Genomic DNA, 18,669 nt, shown 5'->3' with positions numbered 1-18,669 from the left:
CGCAATTAATTTTCAACCGCAGGCTCGAACCATGAATTCAGTTCTTTGCGCCCGACCAGTGGCAATTTGAGCGCGAGTGGATCGAGATCGACACCGAACGACAATCCTAGCAGGTTCAACTCGACACCTTCCACCGCGCTGACCAGTACGCCCAGCAAGCCAAAGATGGAAACCTGGAAGCCGCTGCCGCTCGGTGCTTGCGAAACCAGCCGGTACCCCAGGTAATCCTTACCGATCGCGGTGGGCGGCAGATCCAATTGCAATTCCGGGACAGCCCGGGAAATCCAGGCGGTAAAGGTATTGGAATTGGGGCCGGGCCAAATCGTGTAATCCTTTGCATACGGGTAACTGCGTGCCGCCTGGTCAATTTTTCCGATCAGCGCGTCCACGCCGTCACCCCGTTTTTCCAGCAGAAGCTCCGGCATATTGCCATACCAGCGCCGGTCCGGCACATTCTCATGAATCACTACCACCGGGAGCTTACGGCGCTGCAACCAGCCGATCACTTCATAAATGGTGTACGACTGTGCCGCCGAGGGTTTCACCGCAATCCAGGTATGAATCCCGAAGTAGCCGCGCCAGCTGAATGCGCGCGCGCCGTAAACCTGCACAATCGCTTCCGGCGTCGATGTAGGATCGGGCGCCAAACCCACCGGTTCACGGCTCGCGTTCCACCAGTATTGCGCCCGTGCGCGATCCGGAACAACCGTCAGCACGATCAGACCCACAGCAAATAAGAGGAAAACTACGGTTAAAGTGCGCTTCACTGAGTGATTCAACTGATTAGGGATTAAAAATGATGCAATCTTGGAGCATTGAGATGGATCGCAGTATATGCGAAATCCGCTTTACCGATGTATTTCCATGGCCAACTCATTACCGCCCGCTGCGTTTTCCCAATATGTCCGGCAAATCCCGCACAAACCGGCCCGCACCCGCCATCTGCCGCCGCAGCATGACCCAGTCTTCGGCGCGCTTTCTGGCACCCAGGCAGCGCATTAGCCGCACCCGCAACGCTTCGTCCTGATGATTCAGAATCGCGGCCCAAAGGGTATCGTCGACATTATAAACTTTACCCGTCAGCAAACAGACAGGAATCACCTGCTCAACCGCTACCGCCAGATCAGCCGCGATAACCCGCACCGCTGCGGCGATATGGGTTGCCTTGCTGCTCGCCGGATGCGTCAGGTCGTACGGCGGCTGCCATTCGTTGACCGGCCGCAGGCGATCGATAAAACTCGCCACCACCAGTAGCGGCGGCGCACGGCGGTCCGTGCGCGCGGCTTGGGTGGCGCGCAATACGTCCAAACAATCGCGCTCAATCTGCCGGTCGGGCCGGTTGGCCGGACTCAGCCACAAAATCAGATCGGCATTTTCTGCCGCAACCAGCATCCGCTGATGATCAAACAATGCACTGTCACACCCCGGACTATCGAAAATCAGCGCTTGCGTCAAACCTTCGCGCGATAAAGCAAACGGTTTAAGGGCTTGCGTGGTGTCCGGCAGCACATCGGCAGCTGTCGTCAATGTGCCAAATAATGCATTGATCAGGCTCGATTTACCCGAGTTGGACCGCCCCAAAACGAGAATGCGCAACGGCTCAACAGCAGGTTTTGCGGTTTCTTCGACCTGCCCCAGATCGGCTTTGGATTCCGGGGTTGGCGCAGTCATGAATTCTTCATCGCCTAACGGCAAACGGCCGCTATACAGATCAATCGCGTAGTACCCCACTTTGCACACATAGGTACGCAAAAACCAGCGGTGCAATTCATCCTTGGCCTGATCGAAACTGCGCTCGCGCAAATGCCGCCACGCTTCGCTCAGCAAAGCATTGACCGGATTGATGAGCAGGCTGCCGGCGCGATAGATACTAAACAGCCGTTCCACCTTAGCCTTCCAGCGCTGTATCCGGAACAAATCGCCAATGGTCAGGCGATTGCTGAACGGTATTTTTTCCGCCACATCCTGGCGCAGATCGCGGCTCGCCCGCTCGATAATCATCAAGGTATGCGGTATGGTCAGTTCCAGCAACGGTTTTTCGACATCCGGGTGATAACAATGCGCGACCGTTTCCATCGTTTTCTGCCCCAGCACCAGCACCCAGGTACCCTCCTCGATCGGCCAATCCTGCGGATTACAGGTCTCGGCCAACGCTTCAACTTGCTGCCAGACCGCATCCGCGCTCGGCGGCCAATCCGGATTAGGTTCGGTGGCCGAATCCGTTAACAATTGCCGCTCCTGCCGCACCAGCCAATACTGCAAGCCGTACCCCAGGCCGCCGCACACCACCATGGCAATCAGCCAATACTGCAAATAACCGCCCTGCCACAGCCAGAAGAAGCCGAATCCCAACAGCGCCAGCAGCGGCAACAGCATCAGGATGAAAACCAGTAACCGCAGCGGATTAACAGCGGGCAGTGGTGCTTTCATCCGGATTTTCCCCGCAGACGGTCTTTGAGTATCGACGCGCTGCGTTCCAATTCTTCCGCATAAATCTGCCGCAAGGTATCCGCATCCACGTTCAGGCCGTCCTTGCGCCGCGTAAAGAAATAGATCGCCGCCTTGCCCAGCGCGTACGTGGTCGCACCGCTGGAACTGGCGCCCCATAACGCCCCCACGGTCTGTCCCCACACCGGTATGAATTTGGTCGCAGCACGGGTCAATAGCCGTGCCAGGTAACCGGAGGCAATTCCCGCGCCCGCCAAACCGATAAATTCCGTGACGGTGCTTTTATCCCAGCGCTGCCCGTACAGCAACGCCAGACTATGCAACAATTTTGCCTGCACCGCCGACACCGCGACCAAATCCACCACCGGCAAAGCACCCAATCCCGCCGCGGTCAGCGCATAACCTGCGATATGCTGATGCGCGGTGCGCGCGTAGAGATCCTGCACTTCCTGGTCACCGCTCAGCTGATGCTGCAAACCCAAGGATGTCAGCGCTTCGATTGCCTGCCACAACGCTTCCAAGCCATAATCCGGCGGCGCAAATCCATCTTCCGGCAATGTCAAATCGACCGCCACCCAGCGCACCGGGGCAAAACCGGGCAGTGGCTTCAAGGCAGCGCGCTGCGCCAGCAGAGCGCGGCGCAAATCGAGCGGAATGGAATCAGGCAAAGGATCGTTGGCATACGGCCACGGCTGAATGTGCGCAAATTGGCCGGGATACAGTTCATGCAAACCGGTCTGCACGATCAGCAACGGCCATTCCGGATGACGCCGGCGGATCGCTTGCAATACATCGAACACCGCAGCCTGATGCACATCCGCCACTTTCATCACCGCCACCAGCAAATGCGCCTGCGCTTCACAGTAATGCATATCGTCGCCGGGATCGTACGCCACTTCACCCAGACCACGCGTATCGAGAAACCGCACCACCGAGGCTTCAGCCGGAAAATCGTAAAACTGCGCACTACGCGTGCACGGTTGAAAACCGTTGCCGATTTCCGCCGCCGGACTGCCCGTCAGTGCGCGGATAATCGATGTCTTGCCGGATTGCGTTTTACCCAGTAGCCACAATACCGGCACCGGCATCTTCGCGCGCGCCTCGCGCAACGATGCCTCCAGCAGGGACTTGTCGACACTGGGCTCCAGCAGCGCGGTACGAAGCTGCTCCCAGTAATTGCGCCAGTCTGTCAAACCGTTCGGTCTCATCATGCCAGCATTTTATCACTACCGCTTAAACAATGATTTCTATCGATTCATTCCAAACACGACTCAACCGGCAACAATGCCATCCATTTAACCGGTGGTGACAATTTCACTCGTAAAGTAAGAAAACTCTGAATCCGTTCGCTTGGTTCTATTAAGCATTATGAATTTCTTGCAGAAATTGCTCTTGAGTACCTAGTTGCCACACATATCCTGCCGTCAGGGCATTTAAGATCGACTAACTTGATGATCCGACTATGTTTAATCCGAGTTCATTATTTCATGTAGGAAAATTACTATATAAACTATTTTTTTCTTCATTTTTACTTACATCAACCGCTAATAAGAGTGTGCTGGCATATAGGAACCGGTCCCAGTCATTCGGCATGATTCCCTTCAGAATATAAAAAATCATTATAGTTAATTGATTTTATTTATTAATACTATAAGACTATTAAAAATGATTAAAGCTTCATGGATAGACCTCTGTACCGCAACTCTCCCGACCAACGCCTTTACATACGTTACAGCTGCTGCAAATGTTCCATTGAATGACGGTCAGGTCTTAAAAACAATCAGCGGTAAAACTGCACGCCATGCGCAACCGGGCAGTTTCAACAACGGCGGTTCAATCCAATGACGACGACCATTACCTCGGCCACGTACAACGCCAACAATAACAAGCTGATTGTCACCGGAACCAATATGGCGGCCACCGCCGGGTCGCTCAATGACATTGATGTATCGAAACTGACTCTGACCGGACAAAGTGGCGCAACCTATACCCTCACTTCAGCGAATGTCGAGCTCGATTCCGCCACACAATTCACCATTACGTTGAATGCGGCCGATCAAATCAACATCGAAGGTTTGCTGAACAAGAACGGCACGTCCTCGGTCGGCGGCACTACCTACAATATCGCCGCGGCGGCTGACTGGAATCCGGCGCAAAGCGGCAACGCCGACACCACGGGTAACGGCGTTACCGTCAGCAATGTGCAAATCCCGACAATTAGCTCCACGACATACGATGCCAGCACCGGCACGTTGACCGTCTCCGGATCGAACTTTGTCAAAGCCAGTGGTGCGGCCAACGACATCGATGCTTCGCTGTTCACTTTTACCGGCGATGGCAGCGCCACGTACACGCTGATCGATACCAGTGATGTCGAAATTACCTCCGCCAGCTCATTCACCATAACACTCAGCAGCACGGATAAAGCCGCGATAAGCCTGATTCTCAACGAAGATGGCGGCTCTTCAAACGATGGTACTTCGTACAACCTGGCCGCAGCGGACGACTGGAATACGGTGATCGGCAATACTAATATTGCCGATACGTCCAACAGCATTACAGTCTCGAATGTTCCTCCACCGGCGATCACCTCGGCTACCTATGATATAAGCAGCCATATCTTAACCGTCACCGGAACCGGCTTAATACGAAAAGGCGGGCCGAACAATGATATCGATGTATCGAAACTCACTCTGACCGGAAAAGGCGGCGCAACCTATACCCTCACCTCCGCGCAAGTCGAGATCGATTCCGCCACGCAATTCAACGTCACGCTCAATGCTACCGATCAAGTCAATGTGGCAGGGTTACTGAACAAGAACGGCACTGCTTCGACGGATGGGGTCACTTACAATATTGCAGCAGCGGATAACTGGAGCCGGGAATTAAGCGGTCACGCCGACACCACGGGTAACGGCATTACCGTCAGCAACGTGCAAATACCTGCGATTACCTCAGCAACGTATAATGCCAGCACCGGCGCACTGACCGTCACCGGCTCGAACCTGGTCAATGCCAACGGCGCGGCCAACGACATCGTCGCATCGAAGTTCACGTTCAGCGGCGAAGGCGGCAGCACTTACACGCTCACGGATTCAGCTAATGTCGAGATCACTTCCGCCACGGCATTCACGATCACGTTGAGCGCCACCGATAAAGCCGCCGTCAACCAGATCGTCAATAAGAATAGCACCAGCTCTACCGGCGGCACGACATACAACCTAGCGGCTGCGGAAGATTGGGCTGCCGGTGCGGATGCTGCCGTTGTCATCGCCGATACCACCGGCAACGGCATCACCGTGTCGAATGTTGCCGCACCGGCGATCACGTCGGCGACGTACGATGCCAGCACAGGCTCCGGCTTCCTGAAAGCCAGCGGCGCTGCCAACGATATCATCGCATCCAAGTTCACGTTCACCGGCGAAGGCGGAAGCACTTACACCCTGACCGATTCCGCCAATGTAGAGATCACTTCCGGCACGGCATTCACGATCACATTGAGCGCCACCGACAAAGCTGCTGTCAATCAGATCGTCAACAAAAACAGCACCAGCTCAACCGGCGGTACCACGTACAACCTAGCCGCAGCAGAAGATTGGGCGGCGGGTGCCGACAGCGCCATCGTCACCGCCGATACCAGCGGCAACAGCATCACCGTGTCGAACGTTGCAGTACCGGCGATCACGTCGGCGACGTACGATGCCAGCACAGGCATTTTGGCCGTCACTGGCTCCGGCTTCCTGAAAGCCAGCGGCGCGGCTAACGATATCATCGCATCCAAGTTCACGTTCAGCGGCGAAGGCGGCAGCACTTACACACTCACCGATTCCGCCAATGTAGAGATCACTTCGGGCACGGCATTCACGATCACGTTGAGCAGCACCGACAAGGCCACCGTCAACCAAACCATCAACAAAAACGGCACTTCCTCGACAGACGGCACCACATATAATCTGGCGGCGGCGGAAGATTGGGCCGCCGGTGCGGATGCCGCCGCCGACACCACCGGCAACGGCATCACTGTCTCAAATGTTGCAGCACCGGCGATCACATCGGCCGCCTATGATTACAGCAGCAATGTGCTGACTATTACCGGCAGCGGTTTTCTACAGAAAAGCGGCGCCAGCAACGACATCGATTTATCCAAGCTGACCATCACCGGCGCGAGCGGCGCAACTTACACGCTCACCAGTGCGGCGAATATAGAGATTACATCCGGGACTTCGTTTTCAGTGACGCTGACGGATGCGGATTTGACCAATGTCGAGGCATTACTCAATAAAAACGGCGCATCCGCAATCGGCAGCACGATCTATAACCTGGCCGCCGCCGAGGATTGGGCGGCCGGTGCGGATAGCGCCGTTGCGGTCGCCGATCTGACGGGTAATGGCATCACGGTCAGCCACTATGCCGTACCGATGATTACTTCCGCAACGTTTGACACCAGCACCAACGTGCTGACAGTCAGCGGATCCAATTTCGTTTCCAACAGCGGCGCCAGCAACGATGTGACGGTTTCATTGCTCACGTTAACGGGCGAAGGCGGCAGTTACACGCTGACTTCGTCCGCTGTCGACGTGACTTCAGCCACTGCCTTCAGCATCACACTCAATGCCGCCGACCAATTGGCGGTTCACGGATTGTTGAATAAGAATGGCACAGTTTCTTCCAGTGCAACGGCCTACAATATCGCCGCAGCTGAAGACTGGATGGCTGGCAGCGCAGCTTCGCTGACAGTCGCCGATCTGACGGGTAATAGCATCATCGTCAGCAATGTGCAGACACCGGCAATTACATCGGCCGCTTACGATTCCGACACCGGTATATTGACTGTGACTGGCAGCAATTTCTTCAAAAAGATCGGCACCGATAACGACATTGACATTTCCACGCTCACTTTGACCGGCGGAACTGCGAACACTACCTACACGATCACCAGTTCCTCGGACGTTGAAATCACATCCAGCACATCGTTCAGTGTGACGCTGTCCGGCACGGACAAAATCGCTGTCGATGCCCTGCTGGATCAAACCGGGACTGCATCTTCCGGCGGTTCGACCTATAATCTCGCAGCTGCCGACCACTGGCTAAGCGCCGCCGATAGCGCGACTGTCATCAGTGACACCACCAATGCGATTACAGCAACGGTTTCGCTCAATCCGCGCATCATTTCGGCCACGTACGATGCCGTGTCCGGAACCTTAGCGGTAACCGCCATCAATCTGCAAGCCAACGGCGGCGGAGCCGACATTGATGCTTCCCGGTTCACGTTCAGCGGTGAAGGCGGCAGCACTTATACGCTAACCGATTCCGCCGATGTCGAAATCACTTCGGGCACGGCATTCACACTCACACTGAGCGCCACCGACAAAGCCGCCGTTAACCAGATTATCAACCAGAACGGCACTGCCTCCACCGGCGGCGCTGTCTATAACTTGGCAGCTGCGGACGATTGGGATACCAACGTCACCAGCGGGAACACCGCCGACACCACTGATAACGGGATCACCGTATCGAACGTCGCCGCACCGTCGATCATCTCGGCCAGTTATGACGCCAGCACCGGCACATTGGCAGTCACCGGCAGCGGTTTCTTGCAGTTGAACGGCACAAACAACGATATCGATGCCTCCCAGTTCACTTTCACCGGTGAAAGCGGCGATAGCTATACGTTAACCGGCTCCGCCGATGTCGATATCACGTCCGGCACGGCATTCACCATCACATTGAGCAGCAACGACAGAGCCGCCGTCAATCAGATCGTCAACAAAAATGGCGCTACTTCGACCAACGGCGCGTCGTATAACCTGACCGCCGGAGAAGATTGGGCCGCAGGCGCAAGTGCTGCGGTCACTGTCGCCGATGCGGCCGGTAACACTGTTATGACTTCCAACGTAGCGGCGCCGGTAATTACATCGGCCACTTACAATACCGGCACTGGCGTGCTGATCGTCACGGGATCGGGATTTTTAAAAGCCGGTGGCACAGCCAACGATATTGATGCCTCGAAATTCACATTTACCGGTGAAGGCGGCGCAACCTATGCTCTGAGCGATACCGCCGATGTGGACATTACTTCCGGTTCCACATTTACCTTAACGTTAAGCAGTACCGACAAGACCGCGGTCAATCTGCTGTTGAACAAGGCCGGTACGGCTTCCAATGATGCGACAAGTTACAATCTGGCCGCCGCCGAAGACTGGGCGGCGGGCGCGGATGCCGCCATCACAATCGCCGACACCGGCGGCAACGGCATTACCGTATCGATCTCTTCTTCTCCGGGTGGAGGTGGAGGTGGCAATGGCGGCACCACGACCACAATCGTCGATGGCACCATCATCACGACAACCACGCAATCGGATGACACCGTCGTCGTCAACGTCCCGGTTATCCAGCCTTCGCGGCAAGACGATCCCGCTTCGCTATTTTTTACGCACGCGGATATTCCGGTCGCAGCGGATACACAGGGTGACCACCTGCTGATGGTCAGCTTGCCTGCGGGTTCCGGATTAACCACCACTGACTGGACACAAACACTGGATCCGGTGCAAGCCGAAGCAGACATAGCCACCGCACTGGCACATATGAACGGCTTGAGCAGTGACACTGTCAACGACCTGACCGCCAAAGCCAGTGCGTTTTTAGCACAACTGCCGGATGGCAATCCTCTCAATATTCATAGCGTGACACTGCGTGTTGCAGGCGATCAGCCGCCAGCGCTTCCAATTATCATTAGCCACCCTGCTGCAAACACCGCTAGCAGCATGCTGGTAATCGACGCTCGTCAGCTGCCCCTGGGCACCATTATTCAACTGGATAATGTGCGTTTCGCATCGATTGTCGGCGCTGCCAGAGTTACCGGCGGTAATGGTAAAAGTTTTGCCGCGGGTGACAATCGGGATCAATTCATCGTGTCCGGCGGCGAAGACGATATTTTGTCCGGTGGCAGCGGTGATGACACCATCGGCAGTCTGGACGGCAACGATCAAACTTCCGGCGACGCCGGTAACGACACGGTGTACGGCGGCACTGGCAACGATGTCTTAAACGGCGGTAGTGGAAGTGACCGGCTCAATGGCGGCTTTGGTTTCGACAGCGCTATTCAGGCCGGGCAGTTATCCGGTTACTGGGTTGCGGTAGCCGGTAATACGGTCACGCTGACGCAGACGAATGGCGAAGCCGATACGCTGACCGATGTCGAATCAGTCCGGTTTGTCAGCGGCCCGAGTCTGGCGATTGCCTACTCTGAAACTGAAGCGGTTGCGCACCATCTGGCCAGAACCTGGCTGGGGCGTGATTTGACGGTTGCGGAAGGCAGCGCGGTGCAAAACTGGTCCGGTGCGACTGCTGCGGATATTTTAGCGGCCTTCCACAGCTTGCCGGAAGCTGTGCCATTTCTCAACAAAACCGGCAGTGAACTGCTGACCGGCTGGGATACCGATCCGGCGATTATCCGGGTCGATGCAGTGCGTGACGTCACCTTCGGCGGTGAAAACAATCAGGGCTATTTGCCGTCCGGGCTGGCCATCAATGCGGATGGTGGCGCAGGCTATGATGTCTTGCGCATGCCGGGCGGCCGTGACGGCGTGCACCTGGAATTTTCCGGTGATCGCCTGGAACTGACGCAACTCAGCGACGGCGCTATGTTCAGCTTGAGAAACACCGAAATGATCGCATTCGACAACCATGAAACCGTCGTGATCGCGCATAACCAAACCGAAGGCATTCTAGCGCGCTTGGTGCACAGTTTCTTTAACCGCGACGCCACAGCGGAAGAATGGCAACTCGGACGCGAAACACTGCAACAGCCTTACGATGCCGATGCGATTCTGGAGTGGTTTCAGCAGCGCGCTGGTTTGCAGGAACTGTCCGATACCGGTTACATTCAGGCCATTTACAACCATACGCTGGGCCGCCCGGCAACGGACGATGAACTCAGTCAGCAACTAGCACGGCTGGAAAATCACGCGATCGATCGCAACTGGCTCACAGTCGAAATCGCGCAAAGCGATGAAGCTGCAACGCATTTGGTCGGCAGTGTGATGCTGCACGAAGGCTGGGTATAAATGTACCGGCTTCTCAATGCGGCGCCTGGAACGGCACGCCGAGAAAGTGCCGCCGAGTAAATTCCGATTCATTCAGCACTTTGTCGTAGCGGGCGAATGCCGCCACTTCGTCGGCAGGCGAACTGTTACTGCCCGAAAATGTGATGAGTCCGGTACGAAAACGGCGCAAATCGACGCAACGTTCCACCGCTTGGGCGACGGTCATATGCCCGCTTTTCATGCCAAAATCCTTCAGACTTTCCATCTTGATGCCTAACTGTACTACCGATGGATGAATACCGGCGCTGGTGATCGACTTCAGGATTTGCACATGGCGTTTCGTCAGAGAATCCTGCACAGGGGCAGATTTTTCTGTTTTTTTCCCGCCCCCTGCCTGAAACCCTTCGTCGTACGCCATAATCCGCGCGATCACATTGGCGCGCCCCGCAGCCAGCCCGATCGGCTGTACGCGGGTGTGGCCGAAAATATAAACACCATCATCAAACTTGCCCGACTTGGCATCCACAAACGCCGCCGTGGCGTACGACACAAACCGTTTCTTGGTAATTAGCAATTGCGCTAGCGTGTGATACAGGATGCGTATATTATCCGCCGCAGCTTGTTCCTTCTTGGCGGCCGGATCGGACGATGTGGGTCTCGCAACCACCCAGTCCTTGATCGTTTTACCCTGTTTGAACCAGGCTTTCATGGTATCGCTTTGTTCACTCGGGCCAATACCGTTCACCTCGATATCGAAACCAACGCCATCGAAATCCCAGGTATCGAGCACATCGCGGATGCGGTTGGCGTGATCGGTCATATCGGAATTGCGTGACGTGATGAACGACACAAAATTGCCCTGTGTTTGTTTGCCGAAGTCGTCACGCACTTCATAACCGGCAGTGACTTGAATGCCGAGCGAATGGCAAGCGGCGATCAAGTTCTTGAGCGCCAGCTCAACAAAATTGCGCTCCTTGCCGGGTTTATTGCCAACCACGTGGCCGAACACAGCCAGCTCCGGAGAGAGATCGACCGAACCATCCAGCCGTCTGCTAATCGTGGCGATCAGCGAAATATCATCCAGGCCTGAGCAAAATTTGCTCATGAACGATTCATATTGCTGCGCCGATGGAATCTGGCCTTCGATTTTATGCGCGACCGCCACACGCTTGGTGAAATTGGCCAATCCCGTCCACAGCGACAACCGGGACCGTGCCGATACAACAGCACGCAATGGCGTACCGGCCTCGACCTTGGGAATTAACGCCGATTGGCCGATCATTCGCCACGCATACGGCACATTCAACACGCGTCGGCGGATATCGGAAATACTCCAAGGATCGGTAGTGCCACTCGACCATTTGCACGATCCGCTGGCGTCGGGCTGCAAAACCTGAGACTCATTGGCGCCGCGAAACACTACGACTTCGTTGTTCTTCCAGCCGAAAGCCGCTTCCTGCGCCGACGGTTCAATGAACGGCGGATCGGCAAACTGCACCTCGAAATCGGCCATGCCTACAACTGCCGCCCGGTTTTCGGATCGTAAGCCACCGGTACCGGCACGACCTGATCGGTCGGCAACACCTCCACCCATTGATCGAACACCTCGAAATCCTCGCCACCTTGCAGCGCACGGAAACCGCCTTGCAGCGGATAAAAACCGTGCTCATACACCTTGTCGACCGGCGTGGCGGAAACGCGGTTATCGTCGTTGATTTCATCGCCGGGATATCGCCCCACTTTCATCGACTTGGCGTGTTTATCCGCGACCACATCGCACAAATGATTGATGGCATCGCGGATCGTCACGTTCGGGCCGCTGTGCGGGATTTTGGCCAGCTCATCCGCAGGTGCGACGTAGTTATCGTCCAGCCCTTCGGTGCCTTCCACATGCAAGCGCTGCAACCAGTTCATCGCCGCGCGCTCCTTGCCGGGACGGATCGGAATCACGGCTTTGACCCACGGCGCATTCAGGAACGCATTGCGCATGTTGTCGCCATCGAGTTGCAACAGCCAGCCCAATGATGACCCCAGCTTGGCGGGATCGGATTCTTCGGTAATGTAGTAGTTATCCACCCGGTTATCGTGCACCCCGCCCCAGGTCACGGTATCCATCGACGCAATTCGCGTGTTTTCCGCTACCGCAGCCGCAACGGTGATCAGGTTCTTGGCCGCTTTGCTCTTGATTTGCGTATGAACCGAACCGCCCGCAGCGGCGGCGCTCACCGGCGCGGGTGTAACGGAAGATGGTTTGCGGATGCCGCCCAAGCCTTGATGACTGTGGTGCAAGCGCGGCCGCCACCATTCCGGTGCAACGAAGTACAGCATCTTGTCGATATCGAAAATTGTATTCAGCAGTTCCGACACCACATGCCGCGTGCGGTCGTCCGGCATCGGCAGCCCCTTGGTCAGCATATCCTGGATCAGGCTGCGGTACACCACGATGCGTTCTTCCTCGCGCAAATCCTCGAACTTGCGCGTTTCGATGCGCGACATCTTGTTGATGCGGTCGCGCGCCGCTTCAACAAACGCTTGTTCGTACTCAAACTTGGTTTTCTCGTTGAATTCCTTGATTTTCAGTTCGTTCTGCGCGGTGACCTCGTCGTTCAGCTTTTTGCCCGGTTGCCAGGTAATCTTGGCAATCACGCGCAACGGCGACACATTGTGGAAGTTCACATGCTTGACCCTGACGGAAAAACGGATCGCGCCGGGCGTGTCCTCCTGCACTTCGTCCAACTGTAAGCGGATATCGCTGCCGCCATAGTCAAAGCTGATGAAACCGGCTTCACCGTATTCGTAACCCGGCTGATCGCATTGCGCCTTGAAACCGCCAAACTTCCATTGAATCTGCTCCGGTTCGCCTTCATTGTCATCCAGATTCACTTCCTTGCCTTCGCGGTACACTTCGTCCATATCGTCTTCCGGCAGCGTATCCTCGGTTTTCGGCACAAACGGAATATCGATGCTCAAGTCGGTCGTCACCGGTTGCGGCATCGGAATCGCTTCCGGCGGCGGTATCTCACCCACCTCGGGGCCTTTGGCCAGATGCACCAACTTGGCGATACCGAGCTGGCGGCCCGGATCGTCCACATACGTCTGCCAGCACAAATACGTACCGATATCCTGCACCTGCACGCCGACCTGACGCATTTTGCGGCGCATCTCGTAATTGAGCAGATCGGGCGTCGTGTTGTTCAGCACGTAACGCTTGCTCGAGGTATCGGTGGTTTCGGTGACGGTGCGGAAAGTGGATTTATAGTTCTTGCGGATCTCGGTGGAAATTTTTTCGGTCTGCTGGCGCATGTGCTTGTGCGAAACTTCTCGCGCCTTCGATTGCGTATTGGCCATATCGATACTGGCGGACGCGCTGGCGCTGCCGCCGATCCAGCTTTGGTTGGCGGTGGCGTTCATGCCGAATTTGGTATCGGACTTGTTGTCTTCCTTCACCGCCTGCGACAACTCGTCTTCCTCGGTCAGCGACTTTTCGGTTCTCAGCACCGTTTCCAACGATGTTTCCAGCGTGCGCTCGACCAACGTCCGGCGCGTGCTGACTTCGACCAGTTCCACGCTGCTGCCCGGACTGAGCCAGACATGCCCGACCGCCGGACCGAGAAACGTATCGAACTCAAAGAAATACTGGCGGAACAAATGCACGATACCGATCGGTGACAATCCGGCGCGGTCGAGATCCTTGAACGGATCCATGTAATCGAGCGGGTCCTTGAAACTGAGCAGCTTTTGCAGATTCGCCAGTTGATTGTCCTGCTTGTAGAACAACTGCTTGAGGGTGTCGTACTGCTTGGTTTGCTTCAAGTGCAGCACATAACCCGCCACCGTGGATTCGCGCTGCAATTGCTCCGCCGCCAGTTCGTTGGCAACTTCCACGCTACGAGGATTCGCCCGCGCGTCCTGCGCAGTCTTGTACCATTCCGTCACTTTGGGAATCACATCCTGGCTCAATGTCGTCTTGATGCGATCGGCATCGATCAATCTGTCCCAGATGCGCTCGTCGTAACGCTCCAGCGGCGGCAACTCGCGCGTGAGATTCTCAATGACAAAACTACCCATTGCACCATGGGGCCCCTTGCGCGGCACATCGCTGCCGCCCGTTTCCAATCGCGAGATCTTCTGCAACACGCCACGTTCGTCCAGCACCATCTCGAAATCGCCGCGAAAACGCTTGAACAGCTGATCGCGTACCTTGCTCAAGTCCGCGCTGAAACCCTTGTCCATACGTTGCTTGATGCGCTTGGATTTCCAGCCGATCATCGGCTGATACACACCGAAGATCTCGCTATCGTAAGGCAGGATATTTTTGTACCGCGAAAAGTCGTTGATTTTCTTCATGACGGATGCTCCTTTCGTTGAATATTGCCGGTAAGGATAGGGAACACATCTAATTGCGACTATAGGCAAAAGCGGCGGGGACGTCAAACGGCGAGGGGCGTATCTCCACCATCCTTGTTAGGCATAGTGGATTAGTATCTATGAGATCTGATCGTTATTTCGGCGAATCCAACTTGTTCTCAGTCCTAAAAGTAATGATGAAATCGATTTGCTCGAAATTAAAGCAGATTTTTATAAGCGGCAGCTGGGGTTTGAAAGTCGATTTGGGGTAATTTTGCAGAGAAGCCTTTTATTGATAATTAAGAGCAATTTAATCGCTCAATTAAATTGAGTGATTAAATCAATTTTATCAATAACATACCTGTCTAACTTGCCACTGTGTTTTTGATTAATACTATTGACTACATTACAAATTTTTTGAGATCGTTGTCTTATTTTAAAATCAATGGCTTGATCTACATAAATTTGTTGATGATGCTCCAGTTCTGCATTAGCAACCCTCGGATCACATTTTGCTGCAATGAGATAGCTTTCAATTAAAGCACCTGAATGCTCTTGAAAGAGGTAATTTTCACCGTTAGGTAAGCCACGTATGCAATTTAATACATCGCTTGCGGTACCAGCACTCGATATAAATTTTTGATAGATTGAGGGCCGAACTGCTTTTAGTATTACGAGGATTACTATTAAAACAGGATAAAAATAATAATCTGATGGAGTGGTCATCATACCAATTCGAATCCTCGTGAAACACTGTTCACGAGCTCTTAAGCTTAAATCAAATAGGTCAGATAATTCAGTAAATAACTCAACTAAATCTTTTTCCTCATGCTGCCCATCTTGTCTATTTAAGAAGAAACTGAGGAAATCAAATTTTCGATACAAATGTCTGGTAAATTGCGCAGCATTTGCTTTTGGCAATGAAAATTCAAGATCGATGAATCTACGTAAATATTCATCAGCATTAATTTCTTGACCATAAACAACAGAAAGGCTTGTATTCAACTGATCTTTGTCTAATGACAGTACAAAAATCACATTCGGCACATTAAATAAGTGTTTAATTCTTTCCAGTAATTCGATTGCATATGTTGGTCTACAGCGATCGATTTCATCAACAAATATAATTATCTTATCCTTAGAACCCTTGGAAGCCTTTAGTTTTTCTACAGCAGTAGTTAAGGACACATGAAATTTCTTGTTCAGATGATTTAATGCCTGATACTCATCAATAGCATCTTTTACGAGATCAGAAGACAATTCTGACAATGCCTTCTCAGAGAAATCATCCATCTCAAGAAGCCCTGCTGTCAGTATCTTGCCTGCAACAGGAAGTGCACGTTTTGCAACGCCAGTTGCTATTTTCTTTGTTTTCTCAAATACCTCATTAAATTCAGTAGTAGATAAGCCAGAAGCTTTAACAAAGTTTTCTATTTCACCAAGAAAAACAATTAACGGATCTGAAGCGAAATCTGATTCCCACGAATTAAAGTAAATACAAATGTATTCATTCAATTTTAAGTGTGCTTGCCACATCTGTATAAATGTGGTCTTTCCAGTGCCCCATGGGGAATCAATAGCCAAAACGAACGGACCATTCAGATTACCAATCAATGAAGTAAGAGTGTGAATGGCAGCCTTGCGATTCAACGCATCATTTTTAAATGGATCTTCATCAGGTATTTCTATGGGCGATAACTTAAAATTCATGATGGATTTTATAAGTAAAGCTGGATTACTTTAGCCAGGTTAATCAATGCCACTTCCACGGTCGCCTTGCGTGATCGTACCGGTTTCGGGGTTGAAAGCGACATAGCCGCCTTCCGGCGCGGGTGTCAATACTGCGGATAATTCCATGATTCTACCCCCTTTCTCTTCCAAAACCCTTAACCGTAAACCGGCTACCTTGCCCCTTTGTGCTTTCAACCGAAATGGTCCAGTTGTAATGCTCGCAGATGCGCTGAACGATCGACAAACCCAGTCTGACTCTATCCGAGTTGTTGGGATTGTATACCGCGTACCCTTTGAATATTTGCGCTTGCATCCCGGGATCGATACCCACACCGGTATCGGTAACGGTGAATTGATCGGGTTCCAGCGTCACCACCACACTGCCTCGCTCGGTGTAACGGAATGCATTGCGCACCAGATTGGCGACTAAAACGCTTAGGATACCGGAAGGCGCCGATACGGCTAACCGGCCATCCTCCTCGACAACAACTTCAACCGGCTTATTGCCCAGCCACACCCGTTGCTGCTCGATCACCTTGCGGACGATAGGCCCCATTTTGTGCGTGCCAATATCCGTCGGTTCGTTATGAATCTGCGCCAATATCAAGAAAGTTTCGATCAGCTCGGACATCTCTCCGGCGGCGCGTTGAATGCGCTGAATCCGCTCATGTTCCGCCGCGGACAAATCCTTTTTAGTCGCCAATACCTCTGCCGCCATGCTGATGCTGGTAACGGGTGTTCGTAACTCATGACTGACGTTGCTGGCAAACTCTTTCTCGCGGCTCAGCAGTTGCTGTAATTGCTGATGATAATGCTGTAGTTTGTGCGCCAGAACGCCTATCTCGTCATTGCCAAATTCGGATAAATCAAGAACCTCGCCGGGTTGATTCTTAAACGCCATGACTTGATAGGCCAGCCGTCTGATGGGGCTGATCACATAATGCGCCATTCCCCAGCCAAAGATAAACGCGATCAGCAAGGTAATGAATGCACACAATCCAACGAGACGGATGAATTCAAGTTCACGCTTATGGATGCTGGTGTCGTCAAATTTGATGGCATAACGCGCATCACCGATATCTTCGACCAGCACGCGATAGTCCCGGCCATTGTATGTGACATCGTGAATGCCGCGAGGAAGGTTACGCAGGTATTCTGGAATAGTATCCGTTTCGTCCGGCAGTGCGGAATAAATGACGATGGTTGAGCGCGAATGCGAGAATCCGGATTTCTGTGCGTCATTGCCTTGCTGCTGGAACCGTTTAAGCTCGGCATGCAGTATTTCATCGAGTATGTTGATTTCAATCGTTTTCAATGCAACGACCAGACTCAAACCGAGTAACAGTGTGATCACGGTACCCAGTAATAGAAACGACAGGATAATGCTGCGGCTCAGCCGTTTAGTCTTCTGCATTCCTGTCCGTAATCTTGAACCCGAAACCGCGTACCGTATGCAAAAGAGGCTGATCAAACGGCCGGTCAACGAGCTGCCGGAGATTAAAAAGATAGGTTCGCAAAACATCGCTGTCTGGCGGATGACCCTGCCAAACGGCACGCTCCAATTCTTCCCTGGTAATGACGCGGTGTGGATTCTGCATCAGATACATGAGTAACCGGAATAATGACGAGCTGAGTTCTATCCGTTTGCCCGCGCGATAGACTTCGTGCGTGCTCGCATCGAGCGTGAGATCGCCGATCTGCAATCGTGCATCCGGCACACGGGCAATGCGTTCGGATAATACTTTGATCCGGGCTGCGAGTTCTTTCAAGGAAAAAGGCTTGACCAAATAATCATCCGCACCTGATTCAAAACCTTCTAATTTGTTCTCCAGTAAGCCTCTGGCGGTCAGCATGAGCACCGGAATTGAGCGGCGTGCGTCATGGCGAATCCGGTAGCAGATATCAATGCCATCGATATCCGGTAACCCGAGATCCAGGATGATCACGCAATAATCTTTCGTAATCGCTAGATTCAATCCGGTCATACCGTCGCTGGCTATGTCGACTGAGTAGTTTAAGTTCTCCAGATAATCGCGAATACTGGCAGCGATATCTTGGTTATCTTCTATGACAAGCACTTTCATGACGCATCCTTACC

The 18,669-nt window shown here is 53.5% G+C and carries 9 protein-coding genes; 1 reads left to right on the top strand and 8 read right to left on the bottom strand.

Annotated features, from left to right (window positions below; genetic code table 11):
* Positions 1-5: 5 nt before the first annotated feature.
* The 3 genes from R2103_RS03290 to R2103_RS03280 form a co-directional block, all read right to left on the bottom strand.
* The gene (locus R2103_RS03290) at positions 6-767 is read right to left on the bottom strand and encodes a DUF3750 domain-containing protein (protein WP_317530109.1); all 762 of its coding nucleotides are present in this window, start codon (positions 765-767) and stop codon (positions 6-8) included.
* Between the two features lie 109 nt (positions 768-876).
* Positions 877-2,430: a GTPase family protein gene (locus tag R2103_RS03285; RefSeq protein WP_317530108.1), complete on the bottom strand. Its 1,554-nt coding sequence runs from the start codon at positions 2,428-2,430 to the stop codon at positions 877-879.
* Complete coding sequence (locus tag R2103_RS03280; protein ID WP_317530107.1) at positions 2,427-3,659, bottom strand: YcjF family protein; 1,233 nt, start codon at positions 3,657-3,659, stop codon at positions 2,427-2,429. The genes R2103_RS03285 and R2103_RS03280 overlap by 4 nt, the downstream gene beginning before the upstream one ends.
* 630 nt (positions 3,660-4,289) lie before the next feature.
* Here R2103_RS03280 and R2103_RS03275 point away from each other — a divergent pair.
* Complete coding sequence (locus R2103_RS03275) at positions 4,290-10,514, top strand: DUF4214 domain-containing protein (RefSeq protein WP_317530106.1); 6,225 nt, start codon at positions 4,290-4,292, stop codon at positions 10,512-10,514.
* A gap of 13 nt (positions 10,515-10,527) precedes the next feature.
* Here the strand turns inward: R2103_RS03275 and R2103_RS03270 are convergent, their stop codons facing one another.
* The 5 genes from R2103_RS03270 to R2103_RS03250 all read right to left on the bottom strand — a co-directional run bounded on the left by R2103_RS03270 (position 10,528) and on the right by R2103_RS03250 (position 18,655).
* Complete coding sequence (locus R2103_RS03270) at positions 10,528-12,087, bottom strand: hypothetical protein (protein ID WP_317530105.1); 1,560 nt, start codon at positions 12,085-12,087, stop codon at positions 10,528-10,530.
* Entirely contained in the window at positions 12,009-14,840 is a 2,832-nt protein-coding gene (locus tag R2103_RS03265; RefSeq protein ID WP_317530104.1) for a hypothetical protein, read from the bottom strand. Before R2103_RS03265 ends, R2103_RS03270 begins: the two co-directional genes overlap by 79 nt.
* 318 nt (positions 14,841-15,158) lie before the next feature.
* Positions 15,159-16,550 carry a P-loop NTPase fold protein gene (locus tag R2103_RS03260; RefSeq protein ID WP_317530103.1) on the bottom strand — a complete coding sequence of 464 codons (1,392 nt, stop codon included), beginning with the start codon at positions 16,548-16,550 and terminating at the stop codon, positions 15,159-15,161.
* A 151-nt stretch (positions 16,551-16,701) separates the two neighbouring features.
* Positions 16,702-17,985, bottom strand: coding sequence for a HAMP domain-containing sensor histidine kinase (locus tag R2103_RS03255; protein WP_317530102.1), 1,284 nt, complete (start codon positions 17,983-17,985; stop codon positions 16,702-16,704).
* Positions 17,972-18,655, bottom strand: coding sequence for a response regulator transcription factor (locus R2103_RS03250; RefSeq protein ID WP_317530101.1), 684 nt, complete (start codon positions 18,653-18,655; stop codon positions 17,972-17,974). Before R2103_RS03250 ends, R2103_RS03255 begins: the two co-directional genes overlap by 14 nt.
* Positions 18,656-18,669 lie beyond the last annotated feature (14 nt).

Source organism: Nitrosomonas sp. Is24 (assembly GCF_033063335.1).
GTDB lineage: Bacteria > Pseudomonadota > Gammaproteobacteria > Burkholderiales > Nitrosomonadaceae > Nitrosomonas.
Note: the sequence above shows the minus strand (reverse complement) of the source record. Positions and strands in the feature narration are given on the sequence as shown.